This window comes from Methanoregula boonei 6A8, assembly GCF_000017625.1.
Classification (GTDB): domain Archaea; phylum Halobacteriota; class Methanomicrobia; order Methanomicrobiales; family Methanospirillaceae; genus Methanoregula; species Methanoregula boonei.
This window is the reverse complement of record NC_009712.1, coordinates 1,960,143-1,986,040: the sequence shown is the minus strand read 5'-3', so window position 1 is coordinate 1,986,040 and position 25,898 is coordinate 1,960,143. Positions and strand designations below refer to the sequence as shown.

Here is a 25,898-nt window from a genome sequence, read left to right as displayed (position 1 = left end):
GTTCGGACACTTTGTACCCATGTGCCCCCCTCCATCCCCTCCCCCGGCTATAGTACACGATCCACATGCTCGGGTATGGCTGCAGCATCCCATCTCCACGTTATAAAATATCAGAAAAACCGGCCGGTAATTCAAATACAGCATCCGGATCTGTGCGGGACCATTCTACAGTTTGTACCCACGTGACCCCCTTCATCCCTGCTTCAAACCTGATACAAAATTGAGCCATTTTTATGACTATAACTCATGGCAAAATAGGGTACCGTGTTCTGCAGGGGGTCACGCGATCCAAAAGTGTTCTGACCACCGTATATCGATGGGGCATGACGTTTTCGTTGATTTAGGTCAGGCCCGCGTCGGGTGCGGTACCCCCAAACAGATCTGGATCCAAAAAGAGACAACAAGGTTTCCTAAGTCGGTTCCGAAAGTTAACTGAAATTTATTTCACTCAAAACCCGTATTATGATCAAACAGGTGGAAGGATCCTTCACACACTGCACAGGTACTCTTCCTCAACATTATCATCGCGATTCTCCACGCCATTGTCCATGTCCTTCCCGCCGCATAACGGGCAAAACAGGATCATAGCGAATAATGCCGGGCAGGGATGCTCCCTGCAATTCCTTCTCTATTCTTTAGCATGAATAAAAAAGAAAAGTCCATAAGCCGGGCCGCTGATGTGATCATTCCCTGACATGCGAAATGCGTGCATATGCCGGGGTCGGCGTGCGTTCGGAAACACTTCTTCGTTCCCGGGGACGCGGCACCTGACAGGAACAAAAGGTGATGAAGTACGGCAGTAAAACGGTGTCCCCGGTGTAAAACTGACAACCCGGTGATTTACACCCGGTGCATTAATTGTGGTTCACCCCTGCCGGAGCTCCCTCAACATGAGGGGATACGGCGGTACCTGGTTCCCGCAGTCGTGCTCCTGGTCGTTTTTATAGTTCTCGTCCTTGTGATCGTCCCGGCCATTGAATATTCCATGGCCGGCGGGCACGTACTCTCAACCGCTCTCGGTGCTATTACTGCCACACCAACACCATTACCTCAGTACCCTCTCAACCAGCCTGTGCGGATAGGGGATCTCCAGGTCACGGTCACCGACGCCCGAGCCGGAGAGACCCAGTTCAACGGAAACCGGTTCTATACTGTCACCCTCACTTTCCAGAACTATAACGCATCCGACACCTATACCATTGCGGCAGCTGATTTTGCCCTAACCGATGGCAAGGGCATCTATTACACTCCTTCCGGGGGAATTCAGTCCAAACCTTCGTACGATCTGTCTCCTGATACCACCGGCATTGCAAGCGTGGTGTACATCGTTCCCCAGAACTCCGACAAGATGCAATTGCTGTACACATTCCCTTCTGCAACAGCAGCAGCACCCGACAAAGGACGTACCCAGGTTGCGTTTATCCTGTAAGGCAATCCCGAAAGACCCTACAGGATATTCTTCCGGTTCCTGCTGACAAATGGGGAACAAACCTGGCCAAAACCATGAAGCCTTTATTGTCCGGTAACCAATCTTAGTCCATGCAGCCCCGATCTCCTGTGGTATTGATGGTCGGCGTTCTTTGTGTGTTTGCTGCACTGATATGTATTGCAGGCTGTGCCGGTTCGCCACCCCCATCCCGCCCGTCAACACCTCTGTATACCCCGCAGACCACAATCCTGATCGGGAGCGCAGGTGTCAATCCCCAGGTTCTGGTGGTGGATAAGGGGGTGACGGTTACCTGGCTCAACCTTGATATGGGTGTCCATACGGTCACCTCCGATGCATCAGATCCCGATTCCTTCACCTCACCGCCCCTGGTAAATAACAGCCGGTACCAGTTCACGTTCACGATCCCGGGGACGTATGGTTACCACTGCACGGATAACCCGTCAATAAAAGGAACGGTAATCGTCCACTGAACTCCCGGGCAGCAAAAGGGGTGTGCTTCTCTCAACAAATCCCTGTTTTTTTAAAGATCTCATTTGATTTCGATCCGTTCGCCGGTTTCCATGTACTGGACATTTTCTGCCATCTTGCAGGCATGGTCAGCACAGCGCTCCAGGTACCGGGCAATGATGATATAGTATGTGGCCTGGGTGATGGTTTTGGGGTTTTCCATCATGTAGGTGATAGCCTCACGGAAGATGGAGTGGCGCAGAGCGTCGATTGCATCGTCCCGTGCGGAGAATCCCTCGAGTTTTTTTACGTTTTCGGTTTCGTAGGTAGTGATCGCATCGTCGATCATTGCAAGCACGTATTCCGACATGAGCGGGATGCTCATCATGTTGGCAATATGGGGCTTGCCGGAGATCTCTTTTACGATTTTAGCGGTTGACTTGCCGTATCTCCCGATCCGTTCCGATGCTGCGATCATCTTTAACGAGCAGACGATCGTCCGCATGTCCTTTGCCACCGGCTGGTTTAAGGCAATGAGTTGATAGCAGATCTCCTCGAGTTCCACGGTCTTCTCCCGGAGAGCGTCTTTGCGGTCGAGCACCGTGGCGGCAAGCGCGGCGTCCTGGTTGATGAATGCCTCCTGCGAGTCCTGAAGCATCGAGAAGGCGTAGCGGGCCATTCCCGAGACCCCTTTTTTGAGATCTTTGAGTTCCGTGTGGAATTTGTCTGTCATATTTTCCCTCACCCGAACCGGCCGGTGATATAGTTCTCGGTCAGGTCCTCATTGGGGTGCTCGAAGATGGTGGTGGTCTTGTCAAATTCGATGAGCTTGCCCAGGTACATAAAACCAGTATAATCGCTGACCCGGGCCGCCTGCTGCATGTTGTGCGTGACAATGATGACCGTATAATATTCTTTGAGCATTTCGATGAGGTTCTCGATCTTCGCTGTCGCGATCGGGTCAAGCGCAGAGCAGGGCTCGTCCATCAGGATTACTTCAGGCTCTACGGCAAGGGTCCGGGCGATGCAGAGCCGTTGCTGCTGGCCTCCTGAGAGTCCGAGAGCGGAATCGTTAAGCCGGTCCCGAACCTCGTCCCAGAGCGCGGCGTGCCTGAGGCTCTTTTCCACGATTGTGTCCAGCTCCTTACGGTCGTTGATCCCGTGGACCCGGGGGCCGTAGGCAACGTTCTCGTAGATGGACTTGGGGAAGGGGTTGGGGCGCTGGAAGACCATGCCGACCCGTTTCCGTAAGGCCACTACGTCCATGCCGTTGCAGAGCATATCCTCTTCATCGAGGAGGAGTTGCCCGGTGATCTTCACGTGGCTGATGAGATCGTTCATCCGGTTAAAGCACCGGAGCAGCGTGGACTTCCCGCACCCGGAGGGTCCGATCAGCGCGGTGGTCTTCTTCTTTTCAATATCCATGGTGATATCCTGGAGAGCGTGTTTCTCGTTATACCAGAGGTTGAGGTTTTTGGTTGCAATAACAGTTGAATCGGACATGGATTATCCCCGTGCCTTTTTTGCATAATGGTTCCGGATCAGGATAGCGACTGCATAGAATGTCACGACCAGCATCAGGAGAACAAGCGCCGTCCCGTACTTGTTGGTCGAAGAGCCGGGTACATTGGTCGACAAGATGAAGAGATGGTAGGGCAGCGCCATCACCGGCTGGAAAAGCGATGTCGGTAAAAACCGGGTCGAAAAGACGACCGCGGTGAACATGATCGGCGCTGTCTCCCCGGCGGCCCGGCCGATCGATAGGATCGCTCCGGTCACAATCCCGGGAACTGCGGGTGGGATGACCACGTTTTTGATCGTCTGCCATTTCGTGGCGCCGAGCGCAAGGCTTCCTTCCCTTAGGGACTGCGGGACGTTCTTGAGGGCTTCTTCCGTCGTTCGGATCACGGTCGGGAGCACCATCAACGCCAGTGTAATCATGCCGGCGATAAGTGATACGCCTACATTGAGGAAGAGAACCAGGAATGCAAAGCCAAAAAGACCAAAGACGATCGAGGGCGTCCCATTGAGGAGATCAACCCCGGTCCGGATCAGCTTGGTGATCCTTCCTTCCCGGGTGTATTCGATCAGGTAAATTGCGGCCCCAACCCCAAGGGGAAGGGCGATCAGGATGGCGCCTGCCACAAGATAGAGGGTACCTACAATCGCCGGGAAGATCCCGCCACCCCTGCCCAGGTCCGTAGGGCTCTGTGTCAGGAACTGCCACGATATGGCCGGCAAGCCGTTTATAATAATGTACCCAAGGATGATCGCGAGGATGGCAAGGACTGCCATTGCCGCGGCGATGACGCATCCGAATGCTACCCGTTCAATGGAGCGCCGTGAGAACCGCTCACGGCCATAGTGCCAGGCCCCTGCAGCAAGGACAATGACGATTGATACTTCCCAGAGACCGATAGCAAGGAACAGGAGCGCGATGAAGGCAAGAAGAATCTTTTGGGAGTACGGGTGGAGTTTTTCCCTCACCGGTGCAAGAGCGGGGATGTCGAGCCACGGGCGTTTCGCCCGGCCTGCCGATTTCCCAAGGTGGGAGAGGATGGCCACCGCACTTATATTGATAATGAGTGTAATAAGGAGGAGCACGACAGCCACGCCGAAGAGTGCATGGTAGTGCTCGCTTCCGATGGCTACATCACCCATTTCGATCCCAAGTGTCCCGGTAAGGGTGCGGACTGATGAGAGCACGTTCCATATGGGACTGGGGATGATGGCGGCGTTCCCGGTGACCATGATCACGGCCATGGTCTCGCCGATGGCACGCCCGATCCCAAGGATGATTGCTGCCGCTATCCCCGAGAGTGCTGCCGGGACGATCACTTTGCTGATGGTCTGCCAGCGTGTTGCTCCGGTTGCAAGCGACCCCTCGCGGTACTCCCGGGGAACGGAGCTGATTGCGTCTTCGGAAACGCTGATGATCGTGGGGAGCGCCATGATGCCCAGAAGGATCGACCCGGCAAGCCAGGTCTGCCCGCTGGAGATGTTGAAGGTAACGCGAATGAAGTTGCTTAATACGATCATGCCGAAGAACCCATACACGACTGACGGGATGCCTGCGAGAAGTTCAGTGGCCGGTTTTAGGATATTCTTTATCCGGGGAGAGGCGAGTTCAGAGATGTAAATGGCACAGCCCAGGGAAAGCGGAACGGCAAAGACCATAGCACCCAGTGTAACAAGGAGCGTACCGATGATGAGTGCGGCAATCCCGTAACTGGGCACATACGCGCCCGGGGCCCAGATCGTCCCGAAGAGGAAGTTGAGTGGTCCCACGGTCTCGAAGATCGAATAGCCGTCCCGGAGCAAGAAGAGCAGGATGAATGCTACGACAATGACTGCAAAGAATGCTGTGACGAAGAATACGGATCTGACGAACCGCTCCTTGATGAGGGAGACAAAGGCGGTGTTTCCCGGGAGCTTTCCGACAGGTTTTTCTCTCTCTGTAATGGTTTGTCACCTCTCCACACTACTTAAAAAAGTGGATTTAAGGAACTTCATCATCAGTTCAGGGAAGGGCGACGTACCCTTGTGCAACAACGATCTGCTGGCCCTGTGTGCTGAGGAGGAAGTCGAGGTAATCCTTCGCAAGACCCGTGGGCTGTCCGTTAGTGATCATGTAGAGATCGCGGTGGATCGGGTAGGTCTTGTCCTTGACGGTCGCAACGCTCGGGGCGATGACATGGCCGTTTGTGGTTAAGATCGGGACTGCCTTGACATCGGACGTGAGGTAGCCGATGGAGATGTACCCGATAGCACCCGGGGTCTGGGCAACTTCCTGAAGGACTGCTCCGTTGGAGTTATCCTCATGCATGGACAGGGAGTCGTTGGTATTCAGCATAACGAACTGGTCAAAGTAGGTACGGGTTCCCGAGGAACTGTCACGGCCGACAAGCACGATCTGGTTGTTGGAGTTGGGCACACCGGCGCCAGGGACGGAAGTCCAAGAAGTGACGCTGCCATTGTAGATGGCCTTGACCTGGTCAAGAGAGATGTCCTGGATGGTGTTTGCAGGGTTCACAATGATTGCAATGCCATCGTGGGCAATCGTAATGATATTCATCTGAGGGTCTTGTGCCTGCTGTGCTGCAGAGACCGCAGCTGAGCTCATCCCGATATCTACTTTCTTGTTAATGATAGCCTGGACGCCGACACCGGATCCTCCGCCGGAAACCTGAATGTTTACGTTAGGGTTGTTCTGCATGTAAGCATCAGCAACAGCCTGAGCAATGGGCAGAACGGTGGTCGAACCTGTCAGGGTAAGCGTCTGGCCGGAAGAAGCAGTGGTGTTTGAGCTCTGGGTTGCTGCTGCGGTTGCCGCTGCTGTGGCAGCAGCCGTTGCCGGGGCCGCAGTGGGCGCGGCAGTTGCCGCCGGTGATACCGTGGCAGAGTTTGTTGATCCGTTGCTGGTACATCCGGCAACGATAAGCGATGCAATGAGCAATGCCAAGAGGCATGCTGTCACCAAGAGATATGAACTCCGATTGGCTTTCATGGTGTTCGTTCATGTGATTATCCCGAGTTAATATACAGTTTTTCGACATAGAATATACGAATATATATGAAAAAAAGATTGACATGGAGTCACGCATATCTATCATATATCTCTAGAGTTATTGTACTCTTTTTTGCACTCTTTTATTTTTCCGGATAGTCGGGTTATGCCATTTACGGAGATATGAGTAGGAGATCCGCACTGGCATCGTTCTGTCAGCCCTTATACTACAACAGACCCGTATTGATAGTTGGTATACCGTTGGACCAATGTATCCTTTCCGGTCCCGGAAATCTGCTTTCCCAATTTGCGAATCGTTAAAAAAAGTTTTTGCGTTGAATCACTCTTACCCTGAACCGTCAAGTTCAGGGCCTATTCTCCACAATCCCCCGGCCTCCCGGTGATTCCCACAGGATCTAAAACTGCAAACTGGATCCGCCCGGTGATCTAATGCCCGGTTTTCCCGTACACTTTTTCTGGGTCAAATATTTTTTCACCAATGGTGACGCCGTCGAGGGTCCGGTAAAAGCAGGTGCGATAGCCGGTATGGCAGGCCGCACCGGTCTGCTCGACTTCGTATATGAGGCAATCCTCGTCGCAATCCACGAGAATACGTCCTACTTTCTGGAAATGGCCGCTCTCTTCTCCCTTCTTCCAGATTTTTTTCCGGCTCCGGCTGTAATAATGGGCAGAACCGGTACTCTCGGTAAGCCGTACTGCCTCCTCGTTTGCATAGGCCATCATCAGGACTTCCCGGGTCTTTTGATCCTGGACTATGACGGGGATCAATCCGCCCTCATGGAATTTAAGGGGGAGCACGTTATGCACCACCGGTTACAAAGCTCATTATAGTAAATAGGATATCCCCAAAGAGAATGGCGGTGATCAGTCCCGCGGTAATGGGAAGGATAAACGGGACGGCATACGAGATCCAAACATTCCCTGCTTTCTTGTATGTTCCGAGCTCTTTTTCGAATTCTTCAGGGTGTTCACGGAGATCCTTGGTATACACTCGTCCCTCATCGGAACGCATCCGGCGCAGGGAGTCCCAGAACCCAATGAATTTTCGTTCTATCTTCCCCTCCTTCTCAGTGAAGTCCTCCATCACAAAGCCCCAGGCCTCTTGGATCTTTTCTCCTTTTACAGGGAAGCCAAAAAACATGTACTGGAGCGGGGCACGGTTCTTTTTGACTACGTTGATGATGAAGATCCCCAGTGGAGCTACAAGGTTGAGGATCAGCGCATTGATCAGCACCGAAAACGCGAGAAACCCTATGGGGGAGGCCTTGAAGAGCGGCGTTATGGGGAACGTAGGGATGCAGAAGGCGATAAAGATGAGCGCCCAGGCATCGGCACCGCCAAAGAGGCGCATCTGTCCGAAGATATAGAACACTCCACAGAAAACTGCTGCAAGTGCAATGTAAATGCCCGGAATTCCCCAGTTTCCGCTCCCAATCATATAGAATGATGCTATGGCCAGGATGACAACGACCAGCACGAAATACCAGCGTGTCAGTACTTCCTCTACGTTCGATTCCCGCTGCGCCTCCTTTCGTGCTTGTTTTGCCGTGAGCCGGCGTTCAGGTTCCCGTTTGTATTCGCGGTACGAGACGTACCCGAGCAGACCGGCAAACATGATATACCACGGAATCAGCTGCGTTTCAGGCATATGTCCTGTAGTGAGGATAGGAAGAAGGAACCAGGATAGAATAGGGAGCGCAAGCACAATGGCAAGATACTGCAGCCGGAACGGTGTCCCGGGCTCATGGTTGTCGAGATAGTCCGCGTACAGGAAGCTGGCCACCAGTGCCAGGTAACCGCAAATCAGGCTGATGTTTTCGGTATTCTGGTAGAAGAGTACGATGGTAGCAATCATTCCGACAACAAGCATGGGGTACCATGTCCTGAACGGGACACGCCGCTCTTTGACATCCAGGTACGAGGCATAGAGAAGCGTAATGAAAACGGCAACCGTCGATATTATAAGCGGGGAATATGTCATATGCAGAAATACCGGTTATATCTCCAACCACTTATGCATGACGATTCCCGTGCCTGTTTCCTTCATCGGAGATATCCGGTTTTGTCCGACAGTGAGCTTTTTTGCAAATATATAATACGCCTGTTGTGAATATATGATTAAAAGCAATTGGCACTTGGCCGGGAGAGATTATCTTTATTTCTGCCCCGGATTGAATACGCGGAGAATAATTCATGGATCTGCAGGAGCTGCTGGAGAATATTCTGAAGGGTGCGAAATACCTGGGTACTTTTTCCCTCACCGATATGCTTGCGTTCGCTGCATCCCGTCGCCTGCATGCCCTTGCTGTAGCAAAGGAAGGAAACAAGCAGTTCTATCTTGCTTTTCTCAACGGGGAACCGGAAGGGGCAATCTATATCGACTCCGAGGGAGCGCTCTATGGCGACAAAGCAGTTGTCTATATCCGGGAGGGCCGGCAGTATGTTCTCTGCGATGTCAAACCGGAGATTATCGATGCGCTTGTCATGGGGTGCCGGATCTTTGAGAAGGGGCACATCCGAAAGAATATCACGTATTCGGTACCGGAGATCGGCAAGAAGAGTGAGGGCCTCGGGGTTGTCACGCTCACGGTCCGTCGGGAAAAAATGCCGCAGAACGGCGTACGGGTATCGATCCGGAAAGATGGTAAGATTGTGGGAAGCGATGTCACGACCGGTAACGGAACGGTCAGTTTTCGGGTGATGTACGGCACCTACACCTGTATTGTCCAGGACCGGTCCCAGGTTGTGACCCGTTTTACTATTAATTTTGATGAAGCGCACCCTTCCCATATTCTGGATCTCTGATTATCCCGTTGGGCATCAGGGGATGGGTGAACCAACAGTTGTTTTTCCTTGGGAATATACGCCGAGAATCGAGGCGAAACCCTTTAATTATATAATCGCAGACTGATTGCTTATGAAGATCGGACGTGAAGACTTCGAGGCGCTGATCAAGGGTGAGAAGGACATCACCTCATATATCGAGCTGGATCCCGTGGCCGGCACCTATTCGGTTTTTGGGGTGAAGACTGCGAGCAACCCCAATTATCTGATTAAAGCTATCTACGAGATGTACGAGGGGCACCTGAACCGGAAACTGGCCGTAAAAGCGGTGCGTAAACTGTTCCGCTCTGTCGGTCAGGGTGCTGTGGGCCTGCAGAATCTCCTCAAAAAAATGGGCATGGAACTTACTCCGGCCGAATTTCTCCTTCTGGTCTTCAAGCTCCAGCACCAGCAGGGCTGGGGAGCTCCTTTTGAGGTTGTGGAGCAGAGCGAAAAGCGGATCGTCCTTCGCACAAAACACACCTTCGAATCGGAGATCTTAAAAGACTGGAAAATGCCGGTCTGTGGTGTCCACATGGGATGGATCGAAGGTGTACTGACTGCGGTTACCGGTAAAACCTGGTATTGCCTCGAACGCAAGTGCGTGGCAAACGGGGATGACTGCTGCGAGTTTGTTGCCGATCAGGTTGAACCGAGCTGGAAGTTCAAGGCCCAGGCCGTGGTAAAGGGAGATTCTGCTATTACTGAGTTCATCGATCACCGCCCGGTGGAAGGGATCATCCAGCTGATCGATGACCCGGTGGTTCTGATGCCACGTTTTGTCTTCACGTCCATGATGAATTCACTCAAAAAGACGATGGGGGAGCTTCCGGCAGGTGGAGTAAACTACCGTGCCTATATGGACATGGGTAAGGAAAACGTCGAACACTATAAGAAGATGGGCATCACGGAACCAACGACACTCTCCGATATGGCATTTACGTTCTACTCCCAGATGGGCTGGTTTAAGCTTGTCAAGAGCGAGTGGAACGAAGCAAAGAAGGAAAAGATTATTACGCTCGAACACACCGTTGAGTCAGAAGCGTTTGGTTCAACCGGTAAGCATGTATGCTATTGTACCGCTGGCCTTCTCGCCGGGATCATTGAAGGATCGTTTGGCGTCAAAGTTCAGTGCCGGGAGATCAAGTGCCGGTCAAAAGGTGACGAATTCTGTGTCTTCACCGTAACCAATAAGGCAGAATGATCTTTGCCGGAACGTAAAGGCATGGATTTTCACCCCCACACCAGTTTTCCTTTTTTTAACTCTTGGATACAGGATGTTGTATGCCGGGAAGGGGATAGTTTTTGATGTACTCTCTGTGAGGAGATCGGGATGTGTTCTGCTTTTTTATAAAAAATAAAATCTACATTTAAATACTCCTGTTCCATATTCTTAACCAGAACAATCCCATCCTGTGAATGCCATGGCCTCGCCCGTCCAGATCCTGATCGTGGAAGATGACGAGATTATCTCCAACCTTATAAGCGTTATTCTCGAAAAGAAAGGATATGCTGTTGCCGGCAAGGTGATGACCGGCGAAGACGCTATCATGAAGGCGGCCGAATATCAGCCTGACTTAGTTCTCATGGACATCAGCCTCGCCGGTGCACTGGATGGTATTACGGCTGCTCAGTATATCTATTCTATTTTCCGCATCCCAGTAATTTTTCTCACTGGCCAGTGCGATGACGCGATCCTTACCCGGGCTAAGGCCGCAGAGCCGTACGGGTTCCTCCTCAAGCCTTTTACGTCAAACGAAATCGTATCCAATATTGAGATCGCCCTGTACAACCATACCATCCGCAAGCGCTATTTCGACAAAGCAGCACTGTGGGATATGAAAAAGATCATGGCTGCACTTGAATCGGTGATCATCACTGACACCCGGGGCCGGATCATCTTTTTGAACCCATATTCCTGCCGCTTGCTGGATATTCTGGAGAAGGATGCACTGGCGCAACCGCTCAGGAAGGTCCTGATTCTGGTCAACAAACTCACCGGTGAGAGGATTAATGATCCGGCACTTGACGTCATCCGGGACAAGATAGTAGTCAGCTATGAGCTTAATACCGTTCTTGTCTCTCTTGCTAACAAGAAACGGTTTGTTGCGCTCACGGCCAGACCGGTCAAGGATGACAAGAACGAGATGATTGGCGTTTCCATCCAGATCCGGGAGAAAACATTAACTGAGATCAAGATGGCAGAGAAGGTTTGAATCTGACCTCCCCAGTTCCGGCAAGTTCCTAAAAAAAACGCAAAAAATCCTTATTTCTTATCCGATTTCTTCTTGAAGAGTGCCTTTGAGAAACGGTCAATGAATCCTTCGCGCTTGGCCACCGCCGGGGTCTCGTCCTTGTATGACACCCCGATAAGGTCTGCGGCTATCCGGTGGATTGCCTTTGATGCAGGTGAGTCCGGGTAGGAGACTACTATTGGAGAGCGGGCTGCTGCTGCTCTCCTGACATTAGAATCTTCAGGTATGATTCCGAGGACTTTTACCCCGAGGACTTTTTCCATCTTCCGTGAGATGACATCGCTTTTGTCCTGGTCCACCCGGTTGATAATGGAGCCAAGCACATGGCCGCCGACCACTTCTGTCAGGATCTTGGTCTTGAGTGCATCGACAATGGACGAGAGTTCGGGGTTGACCACGAGGATGACCTCATCGGCAACCGCGAGCGGGACGACCCCATCCTTACTGATGCCGGCAGGTGCATCGATCAGGAGGAATTCGCACCGTTTTACGATTTCCGACATAACGTCGCGGATTTTGTCCGGGTCTGCCTGCTGGAAGCCCTGGAGCGAGATGCCGCTTGGGATAACCTTGAGCCCGGCCGGGCCCGTGTAGATACCCTCATCGATATTGTTTTTTCCGGCAAGAATTTCATGAAGGGTGACCGGTGCATCCTGCAATCCCAGGATTAGTCCGACGTTTGCCATCCCGATATCGGCGTCCATCAGATAGGTCTCTTTACCCATCTTGGCAAGCATTGTTCCGAGGTTAACAGAAACGGTGGTTTTTCCTGTACCCCCTTTTCCGGATGCAATCGTATATACCTTGACCATCAAACACCTGTCGTCCTGAATATTATCCTGTGTAAATATACGTATTGTGGAATATTTTATTTATGTGTTTCATATTCGTGTTATATCCACCTGTTTAAAATAGCTTTTGTCTCGCGTACCATATCCGGATCGGGCTCCTGGATCAGCAGATCTCTTCCCCTGGCGATTCCTACAAGATGCGAACCCTTGTACTCCAGACCAAAGAGGATGATCCCAGGTGGCCGGGGCTGGATGTTTTCAGCAAACATTCCTGTGTATCGTGCAATATCTCCTGCCGGTGGAGCGTTCCGGGACGAGGCAAGCAAAAGGCCGTCCGCCGTGGCAAGGATAATTTCGTCCAGGGAATATTTCTTTGCAAGGGCATCCAGGCTCCCGGCAAGATCCCTCTGTTTGTTGACGCAGTCTGTCTCTTCCTTGTGGGACGTGGCATCTGTGATCTTGTCGGGATTGGCAGGATCTTCAGTACTCCGGAACGGGACTTTCTGCACCCGGAGCGGTGACCGGTTGGGGTCCAAACTGATGGCAGAGGCCAATCTCTTTACTCCGCGCCGACGTTTCCCTGCGAGGAACCACGCTGCAATGCAGAGGATGAGCAATCCCCCGGCAAGCAAAAGAATAATTCTCAGAGAGGGCAGGTCAGGCATCGTTGGTATCACCACGTAAGGGGTAGTTAATCCTTGTCCATGAGATGATCCAGCTTGAGATGCTTGACCATGGTCTTGCATTCATCCCGGATCTTACTTTTGACCTGGTCGAGATTCATGGAATCCAGCGTGTCCAGATCGCTCTCAAGTGAGGTTTTCCCGCTCTCTTTTGAGGGAGGTACCGGCTCCGTCAGCTCTTCTTTTTGTACATGTATTTTTTCTGCCCGGATCAATGGTGGTGGCCCTACGATAGGATTTCTAGGGCCTGCTAATGGTGGTCGGGGTGTTTTCTCCACGGGGTGTGTTATCAGCCTTGTGACTTCGCTGCCGGGGGGGGGATTGCCTGCTGTTGGTGCGGGGCTGGTTTTCTTTGCGAGAACTCTCGGTGCAGGGTGGGCAGGGAGGATATCCGGGTGCACCGGTTTTTCCTGTTTTCGGGAAGGATTAGGGGAAACGACTTGTTCGCGTTTGTTAAATTCAAGAGATAACCGGATCTGGGCCTCATCAAGCGTGGAGAGCGCAGCGTCCACAGCCTCCTCCTCAAAGGAAGCAAAGAGGCTTTCGAGCGCAGCATCGCCCTTTGCCGTGTTGTATTCTGCAAGAATGGATTTTCCCGTATGGAAAACAAGCGTACAGATACCATCGGGGCAGGAAATACTGCAGATCCCGCTAAACCGGCTCCGCTCCAGCTCCGTGAGGATCTCACGGGCTTTCCGGCTCTTCTGGATCTCGCGGAATGTCCCCCGGGGTAATTGCATGATCTCTCTAATGATTGCATTCCAGTATATAGTTTCTTTTTGCACAATCCGGTCAGGTATCCCCGGTTTCAGACAATGCCAAACGGAGCCACCTGTATTTGTTTTCTCACCTTACCTTGAGGTAGGTCATTTTTCCGATTTTTGCGCCACAAATGAGGGTTTTTTTTGGTTTTTAAAGGCTATTTTGTGGCATTCTTATGGAAAATGATCCCAACATTTTAATAGGAAAAAAACAAGAAAGTCACAATTATTAAATGGTGAGATAATGCTCAAGCCGTTATTAGATGAATTTCTGAGAGTTGAAGGCGTATCGGCGGCAGTTGTGGTGGGGAGGGACGGATTTGTAATAGAAAGCGCCGTATCCGGTAAGGTAGATATCGAGGCGCTGGGAGCTATGGCATCGACCGGCCTTGGGACATCAGAAGCAATGGGTAATACCCTCGGGAAAGGCGAGCTTTCCCAGATGCTGGTCGAATTGGAAAAAGGGCCTATTATTCTTGCACCTTTATCCGCAGATGAACTGATAGCACTTGTCGCAGATACAACTGCAAATATCGGTAGAATCCGTTATGAATTAAAGAAGAACAAGGAACGCATTGTTGCGGCCCTTTAGACCACTCTTTATTGGGCTTTTTTTTATGAAAATGCCGGCAGGAACACAAGGGGGTATCGCTCTCGATCCCCGGAAGGGTGACACTCTTGAGAACCTTAGGGGCTTTAAAGGGTTAATTGAGGTGGAAACCGACCGCGGAAAGGGGTTCATCCTGATGCGTAACGGCGAACTGGTGGCAGCCTGTTTTGAGGATAAGGAGCAGATGTATCGGGGAGATGCCGCACTCAGGTACATCATGGCAACACCTGCGGGAGGGAGCGACCCGAACCAACAGCAGTTTGCCCTGAGACCTTATTCGGATAAGGATTTTGCAGAAGCACTAGATCGGTGTACAGAACGCCAGCTCTTTATCGGATCAGCCCCGGTAGTGCAGAAATCTCCTCCCCCTCTTTACGAGAGCACACAAGTACCCCGTCAGCCTTCAGGTAATTTGGATGAGGCAACCCTCACAAAGATTATGGCACAACCGGGCGTTGTAGCCGTTTCCGCCTTCTATGAGGGATTCCCGGTAATTTCCCGAGGCAATGCGGATTTCGAGCACGTTGCCGCACGGGCAGAGGACCTCCTCCGGACGGGAACCACTATTGCCCTTGATATGAGTCTTGGCCGGCCTGATCAGCTGATTCTTGAAACCGCAGAGAACAAGTTCATCATCTCACCATTCGGGGATCTTTGCCTTTGTATCATTGCCCGATCTGATGCCCAACTCGGTCTCCTCCGGGTACTTATCAGGAGTCTCCAGCACGAGGCTGGACATTCCTGACAAGCAGCTGGTTTTGCCGTATGCCCGGCGAGGGGGAAGGTTTTTCCTGATTGGGGTAAGAGAGTACATATAGTCCGGGATAAGAAAGATCTTTTATAAAATTTTAAGGAACGTGGAGATGAAAACAGGGGGACATCCGGCTTGAAACCAAAGGATGACGAGGATCAGGACAGTGTAAGCAATCTTCTCAAAAAGATACGGGGTATCCAGGCACCGGGCAGTACACCTGAGGCGCCGGTAGCCGCGCCTCCTCCGGCGACGCAGGGAGAGGACGGAAGTGCTGGAGATGGAAGCCCGGGTGATTTCTCGGCACTGATAAAAAAGCTTGGCATGAATGCCGGTACCCCTCCTCAAGAGGTAGTTCCGGAATCCCTCCCCACCCCGGATGAGCCCGTACAATTCCCGAAAGAAGCAACCGGTAAACCTGAAGAGCTGGATACTTTCGATGAGCTTCTCGAAGATGTCCCCCCGGCGCAAGAAGGTGTAGAACCCCCGGTACTAAGCGGGGACGATGTTCGCGCGGCACTGGGCAAGATCATGGGACAACCGGAGATGGTCCCCCCGTCGGCGCACTCCCCGGAGCCTCTTACAGCCTCCCCGGAATCAGAGTTACCCCCGGAACAAGTTGTCGAAATTACTGAAGAGGAAGATCCCCGCGAGAATCGCACGTCCCGGTTTTTCAAGAAAAAGAAGGCCGAAAAAGTGGGAGCCCCGACAGATCAGATCGGGAAATCCGCGGTGACCGAATCTGATGAGCGGATTATTTCCGCTGACCAGATATCCGAATTTTCCGGTCTTATTCTCCCCAAAGGTGCGACATTCCATGTTGATGAGATCAATCTTCATGGCCGGATGCAGGCGTTTGAGTCCACCGGAACCGGTAGCCTTCCCCCGGAACTTGCCGAGATCTGGAAAAGGGAGTTTTCCACATCCGGTTTCAAGGACCTTGAATCAGAACTGACCCTTGCAGACAAGGGGACGGATAAGGGGACAGAAAAGAAATCCTGGTTTAGTGCACTCTTCAGCGCGATCCGGTCGGAGAACGTGGAATACGATCCCAAGATCCATGGACCTCTCGTCGATCTCACCTTTGAGCCAAAACCCGGTATCGAAGTGATGGATACGTACCCCGTCAACGATCCCTATGCATATGTCCGGGTCATCTATGACCATTCCACCCATGAATATACCTACCAGGTTCTCGAACCTGTACTCTCGGAGCCAGAGAAAGACCTGTTAAAGGAGTTAAAGGAACGCCTTTTTGAGATCCTTGACATCAACACCAAGGACATTTCCAAAGAGGAGGCCCGCAGCCAGCTCCGTCGTTCGGTTGATGAGATTCTGGCGGATTACGGAATCAAGCTCAACCCGGTGGAACGTGAGAAGATCCTCTATAACATGCACAAGGACTTTCTGGGTGATGGCATGATCGATGCGATCATGCATGACAAGTATATCGAGGATATCTCCTGCGACGGGGTCAACACCCCTCTCTTTGCCTTCCATGCCAATTACGAGTCAATGAAGACCACCCTGATGTACCACAATGCCGAGGAGCTCGACTCCTTTGTCACCAAGCTCGCACAAAGGGCAGGCAAGTACATCTCCATTGCCGAGCCCATTCTCGATGCGACCATGCAGGATGGATCCCGTATCCAGATGACACTGGGGCAGGAGGTCACTGCGCACGGCTCGACATTCACTATCCGTAAGTTCAAGGACGAGCCAATTACCCCTACCGATCTCATTGAATGGCACACCTTTGCCCCGCTCTCGATCGCTTACATATGGCTCTGCGTCGAGAATGGCAAGTCCGCTATCTTTGCCGGTGGGACCGCGTCCGGGAAGACTACTGCCCTCAATGCAATCTCGCTTTTCATTCCCCCGATGGCAAAGATTGTCTCTCTGGAGGATACCCGTGAAGTCAAGCTTCCTCACCCGAACTGGATCCCGAGTGTCACGCGTGACTCATTTGACACCGCCGGCAGAGGAGAGATCAACATGTATGAGTTGCTCCGTGCGGCTATGCGTCAGCGGCCCGAGTACATCATCGTCGGTGAGGTTAGAGGTAAGGAATGCCAGACACTTTTCCAGGCAATGAGCACGGGCCACGTTACCTACTCCACAACTCACGCCGACTCTGTTGCGAGCGTCGTGCACCGTATCGAGAACCCGCCCATGGACGTACCACGGAATATGCTCTCCGCGCTCGATTTCATCTGTGTCCAGGTACAGGCCCGGATGGGCGGGAAACGGATCCGCCGGAACAAGCAGATTGTTGAGATCCTCGATATCGATCCGCGGACAAACGAACTGATCACAAACGAGGTCTTCCGCTGGCGATCGGCAACCGATGAGATCACCTACTCGGGGAAATCTTACATCCTTGAGGACATCATGGAGGCGCGGGGCTGGAACGAGAACCGTATGCGGGAAGAACTCAAACGCAGGCAGGAGGTGCTGGAGTGGATGCGTATCAAGAAGATCCGGCACTACAAGGATGTAGCAAAGATCCTTATCTCGTACTTCCGTGAGCCCGAAGTGGTTGTAGAGCGCGTAAGGAAGGATCTATATGAATAGTTTCGAGCGGTTCTGCTTCAACCTTCTGGGTATGAGGATGAAGTCAAAACGGGAGCAGTACGCCCAGCTCCGGAACGATATCATCTCGGCCCGGCTCAAGACCCCGTTTGAGGTATATATCTCCACTGCGGTTGTCAGTTCCATCCTTGTTGGTCTGATTTCGGCGGTCTTCCTGGGTCTTATCACATAGGCCTTAAAACTCCCCAACCTGATACACTACAAAGGTGAAGTCCCGGCAACGATGCTTTTCCTCAACCAGTACGGCGTCCTTCTCGGGACTATCTTTGTGGTGGTCTTCTCGCTTCTGGTTTTTGGGGGGATCACGTATGCAATTTTTATTGCATATCCTTCTGTTGTCGCCGGGAACCGACGCCGGAATATTGACGCGACCCTGCCCTACGCGATCAACTACATCACCTCTATGTCCACGGCCGGTATCACACCGGCAGAGATCTTCCGCCTGCTCGGGGACAGCCCGATATATGGTGAAAGTTCCGTGGAGGCCCGTTACATAGCCCGGGAGCTCGATATCTTCGGGCGAGACCTTATCGATGCCCTCCGGATCGTTTCCTCGAGTACACCTTCCCTGCGGATGAAGGAATTCCTGCAGGGTGCAATGGCAAGCATATCGAGCGGGGGAAATCTCACCGAGTATTTCCGGACAAAAGCTGCTCAGTATGCCCTGGAGAACCGCCAGACCCAGAAACTCTTCCTGGATACGCTTGCCCTGATTTCGGAGTCCTACGTGACGGCGATGGTGGCAGGTACGCTCTTTTTGATCATCCTCCAGTCCATCATGTCGGTGCTGGGTGGGGATTCAAAACCGATATTTCTCTATGTCGTTATCTACCTCATGATTCCCTTCGGTACGATGATGTTTATCATCATGATCAGTTCCATGACCCCGGAGTCCTAATTATGGCATTCAACGATAGATTAAAGGGCATTCTTGGAAAAGAAAAAGATCCTCTCTCCCAAGCCCCGCCACCGCTTTCCAAAAGCGAGATGGATTCCGTGGAAAAGGAACTGAGCGATATTTCCGGCAGGCTGGATACGGAACGCAAGAGCCGGGAAGGGATCGGGCGTTTTCTTAAGCACCCGCTCAAGGTGCTCGTGGAAAAGCCCGAGAATATCCTTATTGTCTGCGTCCCCCTGTCACTTATCGTTTTTGTTGGTGGATTTATCTCGATGGTGAAGATGTACGGCATCTCCGTGCTCTTCAACTCAACCGTGATTGATGATTTTGCCGTTGCGGCGGTGCTCATTTCCATCATCCCGGTGGCAGTCCTCGATTTCCGGGAACAATCACGGATGCGGAACCTGGAGACCGCACTCCCCAACTTCTTCCGTGATCTTGCCGGCATGAATGATTCCGGTATGACCCTGCCAAACGCGGTCCACCTGGTGGCAGGGGCGGAATACGGTACCCTGTCCCCCCATATCAGAAAACTCGATAACGAGATGTCATGGGGAGTCGGTTTTGTCGAAGCCCTGTACCGGTTTGGGAAAAGCCTGGGGACCCCGCTTGCCGACCGGAGTGTTGACCTGATTGCCAAGGCAAGCAAGGCCGGCGGGGACATCAGCGAAGTGCTCCGTGCGGCGGCAAACGATACCTTTGAGGTGGTCAATCTTGCCCAGGAACGCCGGAACAACATGCTGATTTACGTGATCATCGTGATTGTCTCATTTACCGTATTCCTGTTTGTTATCGCGGTGCTCGTAAGCTCTTTCCTGAGCACCATGGCAACCGCAGGGACGGCCGCCCAAGTAACCGCGGCAAGCAGCAAATTCATGGGACGAATTGATCTCCCGGCCTATAAGCGCCTGTTCTCCCATGCGGCTATGATCCAAGGCTTTTTCTCTGGCCTCTGCGCCGGGCAGATGGGCGAAGGCCGGGTCATTGCCGGGCTCAAATACTCCGCGATCATGCTGATTGTCGCGTGGGTCACCTTCCGGTTCTTCATCTGATTTTTCTTTTTACCTCCGTTTTTTTGTGAGGTTATCTCTTGCAGGAACTCTGGACTTACCGGTTTTCCCGCGAGCTTATTTTTTGAAAAAATCGGACAAACCGCCCGCTATCTTACACCCGGATAGTGTGAAAAAGAGAAGAACGAGATTATATTAAGAGATGTTTTCCGTGCTGTAGCCTTTGAGCGAGAGAAGTTCCTTGACACGGTCGCGATGATTACCCTGCAGTTCGATCGAATTTCCCTTGACCGTTCCGCCGCACGCAAGCTTGCCCTTCATAAATTTTGAGAGATCCTCAAGGTCAATATCCGTAGGGTCAAGACCTTCGATTACTGTGACCTCTTTCCCGTACCGGCGTTTGTTGACTTTGACGTTGATCCTCTGCTGTTCCTTTGCTACCTCCTCGCAGATACATAGTTCCTTGGGAAGTCCACACGTCGGGCAAATGCCACCAATCATTACAGCTATTTTTAAGTTCTCTTTATTTATTACTTGGCATTGTCCGGACGTATTTCCTGCTTTTTTTGCGCAATCCGGCACGTATCCGTTTTATGTGGGGGCATTCAAATGATTGTATATGCCGCTCATGGTCGTGGGGACATCGTCGCATGTGGGGAAGAGCACGATGGTAGCGGCGATCTGCCGCTGCCTGGTGCGCCGGGGCATCCGCGTTGCGCCTTTTAAATCCCAGAATATGAGCCTGAACTCCTTTGTGACCGCAGATGGCGGGGAGATCGGGATTGCCCAGGCAATGCAGGCCTGGGCCGCCCGGCTCTCTCCCACAATCGATATGAACCCGGTGCTGCTCAAGCCTAAGGGTGACTGCACTTCGCAGGTCGTGCTCCTCGGCCACCCGTACAAGGATGTCCCCATCGCCGAGTATTATATGGAAACCCCCTATCTCCTCACCGAGGCACTCGCAGCGTACGGGAGGCTGGTGGAGGAGTACGGCGAGGTAGTAGTTGAAGGGGCCGGCGGGGCAGCCGAGGTAAACCTGTACGACCGGGATATTGCCAATACCCTGCTTGCAGAGAAACTGGGTATTCCCCTGATCCTTGTTGCCGATATCGAGCGGGGCGGGGTCTTTGCCCAGGTCTACGGGACCATAAAACTGCTCCCGGCCCCGCTTCGGCCGCTGGTCAAAGGGATTATTATCAACAAGTTCCGGGGCGATCCCGCCATCTTTGCAAACGGAATCCGGATCATCGAAGAACTCACCGGGGTCACGGTACTTGGTGTGGTGCCACATTTCTCCCTCCCTTTACCCAGTGAAGACTCCCTCTCGATAGGGGACAAGAGACATCGCGATCTCCCGGTCCGGATTGCAGTGATCCGCCTTCCCCATATCTCCAATTTTACGGATTTTGAGTTGCTCGAACAGTATGCCGCGGTGGAGTATGTGCCATGTGGTGGATCGCTTGCGGGCTACGATTGTATCATCATTCCCGGTACCAAAAATACCATCGAAGACCTTGCAGCTCTCCGGGAGGCAGGGACGGACCGGGAGATCCTATCTGCACGGGAACAGGGGATCCCGGTGATCGGTATCTGCGGGGGATACCAAATGCTGGGTGCCACCCTGATTGACGATGGCTTTGAATCAGCGGCCGGCGAGTACCCCGGTCTCGGCCTTCTTGACTGTTCCACCCGGTTTGCCACGTACTCCAAAAACACTATGCAGGTAAAGCGGCTGGCCGCACCGGTGTCTCCTATCCTCGTTTCCATGGGTGAGGTGACCGGCTACGAGATCCATATGGGTGTGACCGATCCGGGCACAGACCAAGAAGCGTTCTCCGGCGACGGCAGGGTAACCGCGGACGGACTGGTCTTTGGCACCTACATGCACGGGCTTTTCCTCAACCCATCTGCGGCAGATGCCCTGCTTGCCTACCTGTACGCCAAAAAAGAACTAACATATTCCCCGATACAGACCGGGGCTGCCGATCCCTACGATCTGCTTGCTGGCCTCTTTGAGGAACACGTGGATATGGAAGCCATAGTAGCCCTGCTTGAAAAATAGCGGGATGGCCTGTTTTACCCGATAAGGCTTGTGATGCTGTGGAACCCCTCGCTCTGGCGATCCGCACACCGGACCGCCTGGACGACCGAGAGGTCTACTTCCCCGGTTACCCGGCATTTCACGCAATAGGCAAGGGAGGGGGATTTCACAAACTGGCCCTTTACTTTGAATTCCCGGCAATGGATGCAGAGGCGGCAATGCTCCACGGGCTCCCGCTTCTCCGGCAGGCACTGCACGGTTCCTCCTGATACATCAAGATCCCGGTATGTTTCCGATCCCATGATCTCTCCCGGCTGTACTGTTTTTCAGGCACTATACTTAAAGCAATTCAACGCCAACGTGTGAACCATGAAGGTGTGTATCATGTGCGGGGGCGAAGGTACACGCCTGCGCCCTCTCACCTTCGAACGGCCAAAACCCTGTATTCCGATCGTCAACCGACCGTCAATCCAGCACCTGGTTTCCCATCTCTCCAACCTTGGGTTCCGCGAAGTGGTGATGACCCTTGGATACATGGGAAAAGACATCGAGGCTGCGCTAGGTGATGGGTCACTCTATGGCGTTGATATCACGTATGTCCATGAGAAAACCAAGCTCGGGACAGCCGGCAGCGTGCGCAATGCCAAAAAATATCTTGACGATCAGGACTTCCTTGTGGTCGGCGGCGATCATGTTACCGATCTTAATGTCCTTGAATTCTACCGGACCCACCAGAAGGAGAAGGCCGTTACTACAATCGGCCTGATCTCGATCGATGATCCCGGGGAGTATGGTATCGCTGAGATCGATGTGAGTTATGAGATAAAACGGTTCAAGGAGAAGCCTTCCCCCGGAGAGATCTTCTCCAATCTCGCAAGCACCGGGATGTACGTCTGCAGTCCTGAGATCTTCGATTATATTCCGTCCGGGAAAAAATCCGACTTTGCCCGGGACATTTTCCCGCGCCTGATGGAGGAAGGAAAATCCCTCAAGGGCTGGCTTGCCCGCGGGAACTGGACCGATGTGGGCAGCCCGCACATGCTCCGCCAGGCCGAGCGCTGGAAACTCCAGGAGATCACCACCACCGATATCATCGGCGATCTTTCCATGCACGGAGCCCGGATCCAGGGACCGGTGAATCTTGGGGATTCGATAACCCTTGGGAAGAACACCCGGGTGATCGGGCCGGTATCGATTGGATCGGGCACCACCATCGGAAACAACGTGCTGATCGGTCCCTATACGAGTATCGGCGAGCGCTGCATTATCCGGAACAACGCGAAGATCTTCTCGTCTTCGCTCTACAACCGGGTAACAATCGGATCAAACAGCACGATCTCAGGAAGCATCATTGATAACGACACCCATATAGGTGAGGGCTGCAGTATTGAGAACGATACCGTTCTTGGCCCCCGGGTGGTGCTGCGCAACAACGTGGTGGTCCATTCCAAGACCCGAATCTGGCCTGAGATCGTGGTCTGCGATAATCAGATCATAAAAGAGCACGTGCTCAACGACAAGTTCGACCTCCGGTGCGAGGGATCGTAAAAAAAGATAATTTCCTATTTTTCGTATTTTACGGGCGTTTTACCAACCGGTGTGTGATAGCCACGAGCGGGTGGCGGGCGTAATCCAGCACCTGGACATCGTCCAGCGTCTTGAGGTTCATTGTGTGGGCGGTCCGTTCCATACCCAGTTCGATATCCTCGTTAACCTCGATGATGTATGCATCCAGCGCCGTGATGCCCAGTTTTTTTGCCGCGATCGCCCGGTGATGGCCGTCCACAAGAATGATCCTCCCCGGGCGGCGCACCACGATAATAGGCTCGGCAAGCCCTTTCTTGATCTCGTAGATCCGGCCTTCGAGTTCGTCCTGGTAGATCTTAGACTGGGTAGGGAGCAGATCTTTAACGGGGACGATCCCGCGGTTGAGGGTGGGATCCACACCATAGAGTTTCTTGAGCGTGGTCATGAAGTTAAAGACTTTTTCGGGAGAGACGTGCTCGATCTGCGAGCGAATCACATCGGAATTGGAGATAATGCCCAGCAGGTGATTTTTCTCGTCCACGACCGGAAGTTTCTGGATGCCGCTCCTGAAGATCACCCGGGCTGCATCGTTGATGTCCATCTCGGGGTCGGCAACAATCAGTTCGCCGGACATGGCGGCCTCGATTGTCTCGCCCGGCTTGACAAAGAGAAGGTCCCGGGCGGCGATATACCCGACTACCACATCCCCGTCAAGGACCGGGAAGCCATCGTGCTTGGTCTGCTGGATCTTCTCGATGACTGATTCCACCTTCCCGTGGAGATCCACGCTGACTACATCGTAGGTCATGTAGTCCTTGACCTTTTTCTTATCCATCTGTACAATTTCCGGTGCCGGTAACATTAAAGGAATCGGTGGACCGGAATAACAAAAAAGGAAATGAGGTACGAAGGGTAAGGAGCCTCACATGATTGTGATGCCCGAGGATGGTGCGATGGTCTGGCGTTTGAGATGGACTTCCAGGACACCGCTTTTGAATCTGGCTTTTTTGCTTCATGGATAACGTCCGCGGGCAGTACCGCTACCCGCCGGAGCATGCCATAGATCATTTTCCGCAAACCCCTGCTTTTTTCACTCGAAAGGGGTACGTGCGGTCCGCACAAAAATGAAAGGGGGGTCCGGCAAAATAAAAAAAGTACCCTTGGCCTCCCGGGTTCTGCTTGGGTTCTTGGGGCACATTAATACCCTGGCCGGTTGGCAGCTGCTCCCGGCAACCACCTCCCCGTTTGGAAAGAATAGTTTAAGACCGTTCAACAAGGAACTAATAAGGAGGATTTTAGGCATGGGCACGAAAAAACAGGCAGAAAAATCGCAGAAGATGTGGATAAAAGTAATCGCTGTTATCGTCGGGGTTGTTTTTGTGGTCCTGATGGTGGTATCGGCCATGGGTTCGAGCTGGATCTCAAGCCTTGCCACGATAAAGCCCGGTGACACGGTACAGATTGATTATACGTTTAAGAATGCGCAGGGAGCCCCCATCCTGACCTCGAGCTCCCAACTGTACCTGCAGCTTGCCAAAGAAGGATCAGGTGTACTGTACGCGAAACCGCTGACGATTACGGCTAACCAGACCTATTCCGACAGCGTGTACCCGATCGCATTCTATACCCCGACAAACGGCTGGTCAACCGATAACCAGTTTGCCCTGTTCCGGGATGAGTTCAACGCCATCAGTTCCGGTGTTGTTGGCATGAAGGCAAACAGCCAGAAGACCATCTCCCTTGATTCCACCAAGCCCATGACCCAGTTCTGGTCAAAAGACCAGCTTTCGGCAGGGAACATGAGCCTCTCCTCGATCAGTGTCGGGGACTACCTGAATATGGGTGTCTCCAGCAACCCGTACGCCTCTGAGGACAACTCCACTCCAACGTATGTCCGGATTGCCCAGGTAACCAACAAGACTGCCGATGGCGTCACCATAGATTTCTCTTACCCGACCGTTGATATCACGGTTGATTCGATCAACTCCGCATCGAGCTGATCATTCATTTTTTTTAACCGTGCTGTCTTTTCTGACGCCCGGCGCTTGAAAAACAGGTATTCCCCGTTTTTTCGGGAAAGCGGCTGGCAAACAGTCCCCGGAATATGGAATTGCCGCCCTTAAAAAAAAGAGATTATGACCTGACGCCGTAGACCCTCTTGATCCGGCGGGCAAAGGTCTTCCAGTCCGGCTTTCGCATCAGGGGGCCATCGCGCAGCTTGATGTGGGAGAGGGTGAAACGCTTTCCGTCCACCACGTATTTCTGGCCTACCACGAACTCGTCCTCGCCTTCGCATTCTAGGTAGAGTGGAATGGTCTTCCTGCCGTCGTGGATGGAGATCTTCACCACTACCCGGTCGATGGTCCGGGTCCACAATGTGGTGATATCCTTTACCTTCGCCCGCTGCGGCCGCTTTTCTCCGCACTCGACTGCCGTGATCTCGACCCCATAGGCTTCATCCCCGGCCTCGGCAACCAGATGGTCGTCCACGGAGCATTCGTCCTCGGGGTCAAACTCAATGGTCCCGGCAATCGAGGTCCCCTCACGGGAGATGATCGTCTTTACCACAAGTGGTTTTACCTCTTTTTCCCTGGGGATATGGTGGTGGTGCCCGCATGCAGTGCACCGGACGAGCCGGTCGCGGGATTCGGAGAGGATCTCGTGCTCGGTCTCTTCCTTGCATTCAGGGCACGGAACGGTGATAAACATTAAAATATGAATGGCAACCCTC

Annotated in this window: 27 protein-coding genes; 14 read left to right on the top strand and 13 right to left on the bottom strand. The window is 52.7% G+C overall.

Translation table 11 applies throughout. From position 1 onward, the window contains the following. Positions 1–925: 925 nt before the first annotated feature. Both MBOO_RS10000 and MBOO_RS09995 read left to right on the top strand, forming a co-directional pair. Positions 926–1,429 carry a DUF4352 domain-containing protein gene (locus tag MBOO_RS10000; protein ID WP_048068438.1) on the top strand — a complete coding sequence of 168 codons (504 nt, stop codon included), beginning with the start codon at positions 926–928 and terminating at the stop codon, positions 1,427–1,429. Positions 1,430–1,539: 110 nt separating this feature from the next. Then, entirely contained in the window at positions 1,540–1,920 is a 381-nt protein-coding gene (locus tag MBOO_RS09995) for a cupredoxin domain-containing protein (RefSeq protein ID WP_012107489.1), read from the top strand. A 59-nt stretch (positions 1,921–1,979) separates the two neighbouring features. On the opposite strand, the gene phoU is transcribed toward MBOO_RS09995, so the two are convergent. From phoU to MBOO_RS09965, 6 genes are all read right to left on the bottom strand, one after another. After that, positions 1,980–2,630: a phosphate signaling complex protein PhoU gene (gene phoU, locus MBOO_RS09990; RefSeq protein WP_012107488.1), complete on the bottom strand. Its 651-nt coding sequence runs from the start codon at positions 2,628–2,630 to the stop codon at positions 1,980–1,982. 8 nt (positions 2,631–2,638) lie between these two features. Then, the gene (gene pstB / locus MBOO_RS09985; RefSeq protein ID WP_012107487.1) at positions 2,639–3,400 is read right to left on the bottom strand and encodes a phosphate ABC transporter ATP-binding protein PstB; all 762 of its coding nucleotides are present in this window, start codon (positions 3,398–3,400) and stop codon (positions 2,639–2,641) included. Between the two features lie 3 nt (positions 3,401–3,403). Next, positions 3,404–5,299: a phosphate ABC transporter permease PstA gene (gene pstA, locus MBOO_RS09980; protein WP_232385650.1), complete on the bottom strand. Its 1,896-nt coding sequence runs from the start codon at positions 5,297–5,299 to the stop codon at positions 3,404–3,406. A 118-nt stretch (positions 5,300–5,417) separates the two neighbouring features. Continuing rightward, positions 5,418–6,404, bottom strand: a complete 987-nt coding sequence (locus MBOO_RS09975) for a phosphate ABC transporter substrate-binding protein (protein ID WP_012107485.1) — start codon at positions 6,402–6,404, stop codon at positions 5,418–5,420. 447 nt (positions 6,405–6,851) lie between these two features. After that, the gene (gene hisI / locus MBOO_RS09970) at positions 6,852–7,223 is read right to left on the bottom strand and encodes a phosphoribosyl-AMP cyclohydrolase (RefSeq protein WP_012107484.1); all 372 of its coding nucleotides are present in this window, start codon (positions 7,221–7,223) and stop codon (positions 6,852–6,854) included. Between the two features lies 1 nt (position 7,224). After that, positions 7,225–8,406: an A24 family peptidase C-terminal domain-containing protein gene (locus MBOO_RS09965; protein ID WP_012107483.1), complete on the bottom strand. Its 1,182-nt coding sequence runs from the start codon at positions 8,404–8,406 to the stop codon at positions 7,225–7,227. Positions 8,407–8,618: 212 nt separating this feature from the next. Between MBOO_RS09965 and MBOO_RS09960 the strand changes: the two genes are divergently transcribed. From MBOO_RS09960 to MBOO_RS13190, 3 genes are all read left to right on the top strand, one after another. Beyond that, entirely contained in the window at positions 8,619–9,230 is a 612-nt protein-coding gene (locus MBOO_RS09960) for a hypothetical protein (protein ID WP_012107482.1), read from the top strand. 112 nt (positions 9,231–9,342) lie between these two features. Then, positions 9,343–10,452: a V4R domain-containing protein gene (locus MBOO_RS09955; RefSeq protein WP_012107481.1), complete on the top strand. Its 1,110-nt coding sequence runs from the start codon at positions 9,343–9,345 to the stop codon at positions 10,450–10,452. A 220-nt stretch (positions 10,453–10,672) separates the two neighbouring features. Next, positions 10,673–11,464, top strand: coding sequence for a response regulator (locus MBOO_RS13190; RefSeq protein WP_012107480.1), 792 nt, complete (start codon positions 10,673–10,675; stop codon positions 11,462–11,464). 50 nt (positions 11,465–11,514) lie between these two features. Here the strand turns inward: MBOO_RS13190 and minD are convergent, their stop codons facing one another. The 3 genes from minD to MBOO_RS13185 all read right to left on the bottom strand — a co-directional run bounded on the left by minD (position 11,515) and on the right by MBOO_RS13185 (position 13,717). Beyond that, a complete protein-coding gene (gene minD, locus MBOO_RS09945) occupies positions 11,515–12,315 on the bottom strand; it encodes a cell division ATPase MinD (protein WP_012107479.1) in 801 nt (266 codons plus the stop codon). Positions 12,316–12,395: 80 nt separating this feature from the next. Beyond that, positions 12,396–12,959, bottom strand: coding sequence for a hypothetical protein (locus MBOO_RS09940; protein ID WP_012107478.1), 564 nt, complete (start codon positions 12,957–12,959; stop codon positions 12,396–12,398). Between the two features lie 26 nt (positions 12,960–12,985). Next, a complete protein-coding gene (locus tag MBOO_RS13185) occupies positions 12,986–13,717 on the bottom strand; it encodes a hypothetical protein (RefSeq protein WP_012107477.1) in 732 nt (243 codons plus the stop codon). Positions 13,718–13,982: 265 nt separating this feature from the next. Here MBOO_RS13185 and MBOO_RS09930 point away from each other — a divergent pair, with 265 nt between their 5' ends. The 6 genes from MBOO_RS09930 to MBOO_RS09910 all read left to right on the top strand — a co-directional run bounded on the left by MBOO_RS09930 (position 13,983) and on the right by MBOO_RS09910 (position 19,641). Further along, positions 13,983–14,330 carry a roadblock/LC7 domain-containing protein gene (locus MBOO_RS09930; protein WP_012107476.1) on the top strand — a complete coding sequence of 116 codons (348 nt, stop codon included), beginning with the start codon at positions 13,983–13,985 and terminating at the stop codon, positions 14,328–14,330. A gap of 25 nt (positions 14,331–14,355) precedes the next feature. Continuing rightward, complete coding sequence (locus tag MBOO_RS13180; RefSeq protein ID WP_012107475.1) at positions 14,356–15,093, top strand: roadblock/LC7 domain-containing protein; 738 nt, start codon at positions 14,356–14,358, stop codon at positions 15,091–15,093. A 330-nt stretch (positions 15,094–15,423) separates the two neighbouring features. Further along, on the top strand, positions 15,424–17,673 hold the full coding sequence (locus MBOO_RS09920; RefSeq protein WP_012107474.1) for a type II/IV secretion system ATPase subunit: 2,250 nt from the start codon (positions 15,424–15,426) through the stop codon (positions 17,671–17,673). Further along, positions 17,666–17,863, top strand: coding sequence for a hypothetical protein (locus MBOO_RS14170; RefSeq protein WP_012107473.1), 198 nt, complete (start codon positions 17,666–17,668; stop codon positions 17,861–17,863). The genes MBOO_RS09920 and MBOO_RS14170 overlap by 8 nt, the downstream gene beginning before the upstream one ends. A gap of 51 nt (positions 17,864–17,914) precedes the next feature. Beyond that, complete coding sequence (locus MBOO_RS09915; RefSeq protein WP_012107472.1) at positions 17,915–18,589, top strand: type II secretion system F family protein; 675 nt, start codon at positions 17,915–17,917, stop codon at positions 18,587–18,589. 2 nt (positions 18,590–18,591) lie between these two features. Further along, the gene (locus MBOO_RS09910; RefSeq protein WP_012107471.1) at positions 18,592–19,641 is read left to right on the top strand and encodes a type II secretion system F family protein; all 1,050 of its coding nucleotides are present in this window, start codon (positions 18,592–18,594) and stop codon (positions 19,639–19,641) included. A 153-nt stretch (positions 19,642–19,794) separates the two neighbouring features. On the opposite strand, the gene yciH is transcribed toward MBOO_RS09910, so the two are convergent. Beyond that, entirely contained in the window at positions 19,795–20,100 is a 306-nt protein-coding gene (gene yciH / locus MBOO_RS09905) for a stress response translation initiation inhibitor YciH (protein WP_012107470.1), read from the bottom strand. 118 nt (positions 20,101–20,218) lie between these two features. On the opposite strand from yciH, the gene MBOO_RS09900 reads away from it, so the two are divergent. After that, on the top strand, positions 20,219–21,661 hold the full coding sequence (locus tag MBOO_RS09900) for a cobyric acid synthase (protein WP_012107469.1): 1,443 nt from the start codon (positions 20,219–20,221) through the stop codon (positions 21,659–21,661). 14 nt (positions 21,662–21,675) lie between these two features. Here the strand turns inward: MBOO_RS09900 and MBOO_RS09895 are convergent, their stop codons facing one another. Next, the gene (locus MBOO_RS09895; RefSeq protein ID WP_012107468.1) at positions 21,676–21,942 is read right to left on the bottom strand and encodes a hypothetical protein; all 267 of its coding nucleotides are present in this window, start codon (positions 21,940–21,942) and stop codon (positions 21,676–21,678) included. 67 nt (positions 21,943–22,009) lie between these two features. Here MBOO_RS09895 and MBOO_RS09890 point away from each other — a divergent pair, with 67 nt between their 5' ends. Further along, positions 22,010–23,188 carry a sugar phosphate nucleotidyltransferase gene (locus MBOO_RS09890; RefSeq protein ID WP_048068436.1) on the top strand — a complete coding sequence of 393 codons (1,179 nt, stop codon included), beginning with the start codon at positions 22,010–22,012 and terminating at the stop codon, positions 23,186–23,188. Positions 23,189–23,216: 28 nt separating this feature from the next. Here MBOO_RS09890 and MBOO_RS09885 read toward each other — a convergent pair whose 3' ends face one another. Further along, the gene (locus tag MBOO_RS09885; RefSeq protein WP_048068435.1) at positions 23,217–24,002 is read right to left on the bottom strand and encodes a CBS domain-containing ParB/RepB/Spo0J family partition protein; all 786 of its coding nucleotides are present in this window, start codon (positions 24,000–24,002) and stop codon (positions 23,217–23,219) included. A gap of 466 nt (positions 24,003–24,468) precedes the next feature. Here MBOO_RS09885 and MBOO_RS09880 point away from each other — a divergent pair, with 466 nt between their 5' ends. Continuing rightward, a complete protein-coding gene (locus tag MBOO_RS09880; protein WP_012107465.1) occupies positions 24,469–25,167 on the top strand; it encodes a hypothetical protein in 699 nt (232 codons plus the stop codon). A gap of 133 nt (positions 25,168–25,300) precedes the next feature. On the opposite strand, the gene MBOO_RS09875 is transcribed toward MBOO_RS09880, so the two are convergent. Then, entirely contained in the window at positions 25,301–25,876 is a 576-nt protein-coding gene (locus tag MBOO_RS09875) for an HVO_0476 family zinc finger protein (RefSeq protein ID WP_012107464.1), read from the bottom strand. Between the last annotated feature and the right edge of the window lie 22 nt (positions 25,877–25,898).

Coding starts and splice junctions, on each gene's coding strand:
- MBOO_RS09880 (WP_012107465.1), top strand. CDS start 24,469: ATGGGCACGAAAAAACAGGCAGAAAAATCGCAGAAGATGTGGATAAAA.
- minD (WP_012107479.1), bottom strand. CDS start 12,315: ATGGTCAAGGTATATACGATTGCATCCGGAAAAGGGGGTACAGGAAAA.
- MBOO_RS14170 (WP_012107473.1), top strand. CDS start 17,666: ATGAATAGTTTCGAGCGGTTCTGCTTCAACCTTCTGGGTATGAGGATG.
- MBOO_RS09920 (WP_012107474.1), top strand. CDS start 15,424: ATGAATGCCGGTACCCCTCCTCAAGAGGTAGTTCCGGAATCCCTCCCC.
- MBOO_RS09960 (WP_012107482.1), top strand. CDS start 8,619: ATGGATCTGCAGGAGCTGCTGGAGAATATTCTGAAGGGTGCGAAATAC.
- MBOO_RS13185 (WP_012107477.1), bottom strand. CDS start 13,717: ATGCAATTACCCCGGGGGACATTCCGCGAGATCCAGAAGAGCCGGAAA.
- MBOO_RS09940 (WP_012107478.1), bottom strand. CDS start 12,959: ATGCCTGACCTGCCCTCTCTGAGAATTATTCTTTTGCTTGCCGGGGGA.
- MBOO_RS09875 (WP_012107464.1), bottom strand. CDS start 25,876: ATGTTTATCACCGTTCCGTGCCCTGAATGCAAGGAAGAGACCGAGCAC.
- phoU (WP_012107488.1), bottom strand. CDS start 2,630: ATGACAGACAAATTCCACACGGAACTCAAAGATCTCAAAAAAGGGGTC.
- MBOO_RS09900 (WP_012107469.1), top strand. CDS start 20,219: ATGCCGCTCATGGTCGTGGGGACATCGTCGCATGTGGGGAAGAGCACG.
- MBOO_RS09910 (WP_012107471.1), top strand. CDS start 18,592: ATGGCATTCAACGATAGATTAAAGGGCATTCTTGGAAAAGAAAAAGAT.
- MBOO_RS09885 (WP_048068435.1), bottom strand. CDS start 24,002: ATGGATAAGAAAAAGGTCAAGGACTACATGACCTACGATGTAGTCAGC.
- MBOO_RS09965 (WP_012107483.1), bottom strand. CDS start 8,406: ATGACATATTCCCCGCTTATAATATCGACGGTTGCCGTTTTCATTACG.
- MBOO_RS09930 (WP_012107476.1), top strand. CDS start 13,983: ATGCTCAAGCCGTTATTAGATGAATTTCTGAGAGTTGAAGGCGTATCG.
- MBOO_RS13190 (WP_012107480.1), top strand. CDS start 10,673: ATGGCCTCGCCCGTCCAGATCCTGATCGTGGAAGATGACGAGATTATC.
- MBOO_RS09890 (WP_048068436.1), top strand. CDS start 22,010: ATGAAGGTGTGTATCATGTGCGGGGGCGAAGGTACACGCCTGCGCCCT.
- MBOO_RS09955 (WP_012107481.1), top strand. CDS start 9,343: ATGAAGATCGGACGTGAAGACTTCGAGGCGCTGATCAAGGGTGAGAAG.
- MBOO_RS09895 (WP_012107468.1), bottom strand. CDS start 21,942: ATGGGATCGGAAACATACCGGGATCTTGATGTATCAGGAGGAACCGTG.
- pstB (WP_012107487.1), bottom strand. CDS start 3,400: ATGTCCGATTCAACTGTTATTGCAACCAAAAACCTCAACCTCTGGTAT.
- MBOO_RS09975 (WP_012107485.1), bottom strand. CDS start 6,404: ATGAAAGCCAATCGGAGTTCATATCTCTTGGTGACAGCATGCCTCTTG.
- yciH (WP_012107470.1), bottom strand. CDS start 20,100: ATGATTGGTGGCATTTGCCCGACGTGTGGACTTCCCAAGGAACTATGT.
- MBOO_RS09995 (WP_012107489.1), top strand. CDS start 1,540: ATGCAGCCCCGATCTCCTGTGGTATTGATGGTCGGCGTTCTTTGTGTG.
- MBOO_RS09915 (WP_012107472.1), top strand. CDS start 17,915: ATGCTTTTCCTCAACCAGTACGGCGTCCTTCTCGGGACTATCTTTGTG.
- MBOO_RS13180 (WP_012107475.1), top strand. CDS start 14,356: ATGAAAATGCCGGCAGGAACACAAGGGGGTATCGCTCTCGATCCCCGG.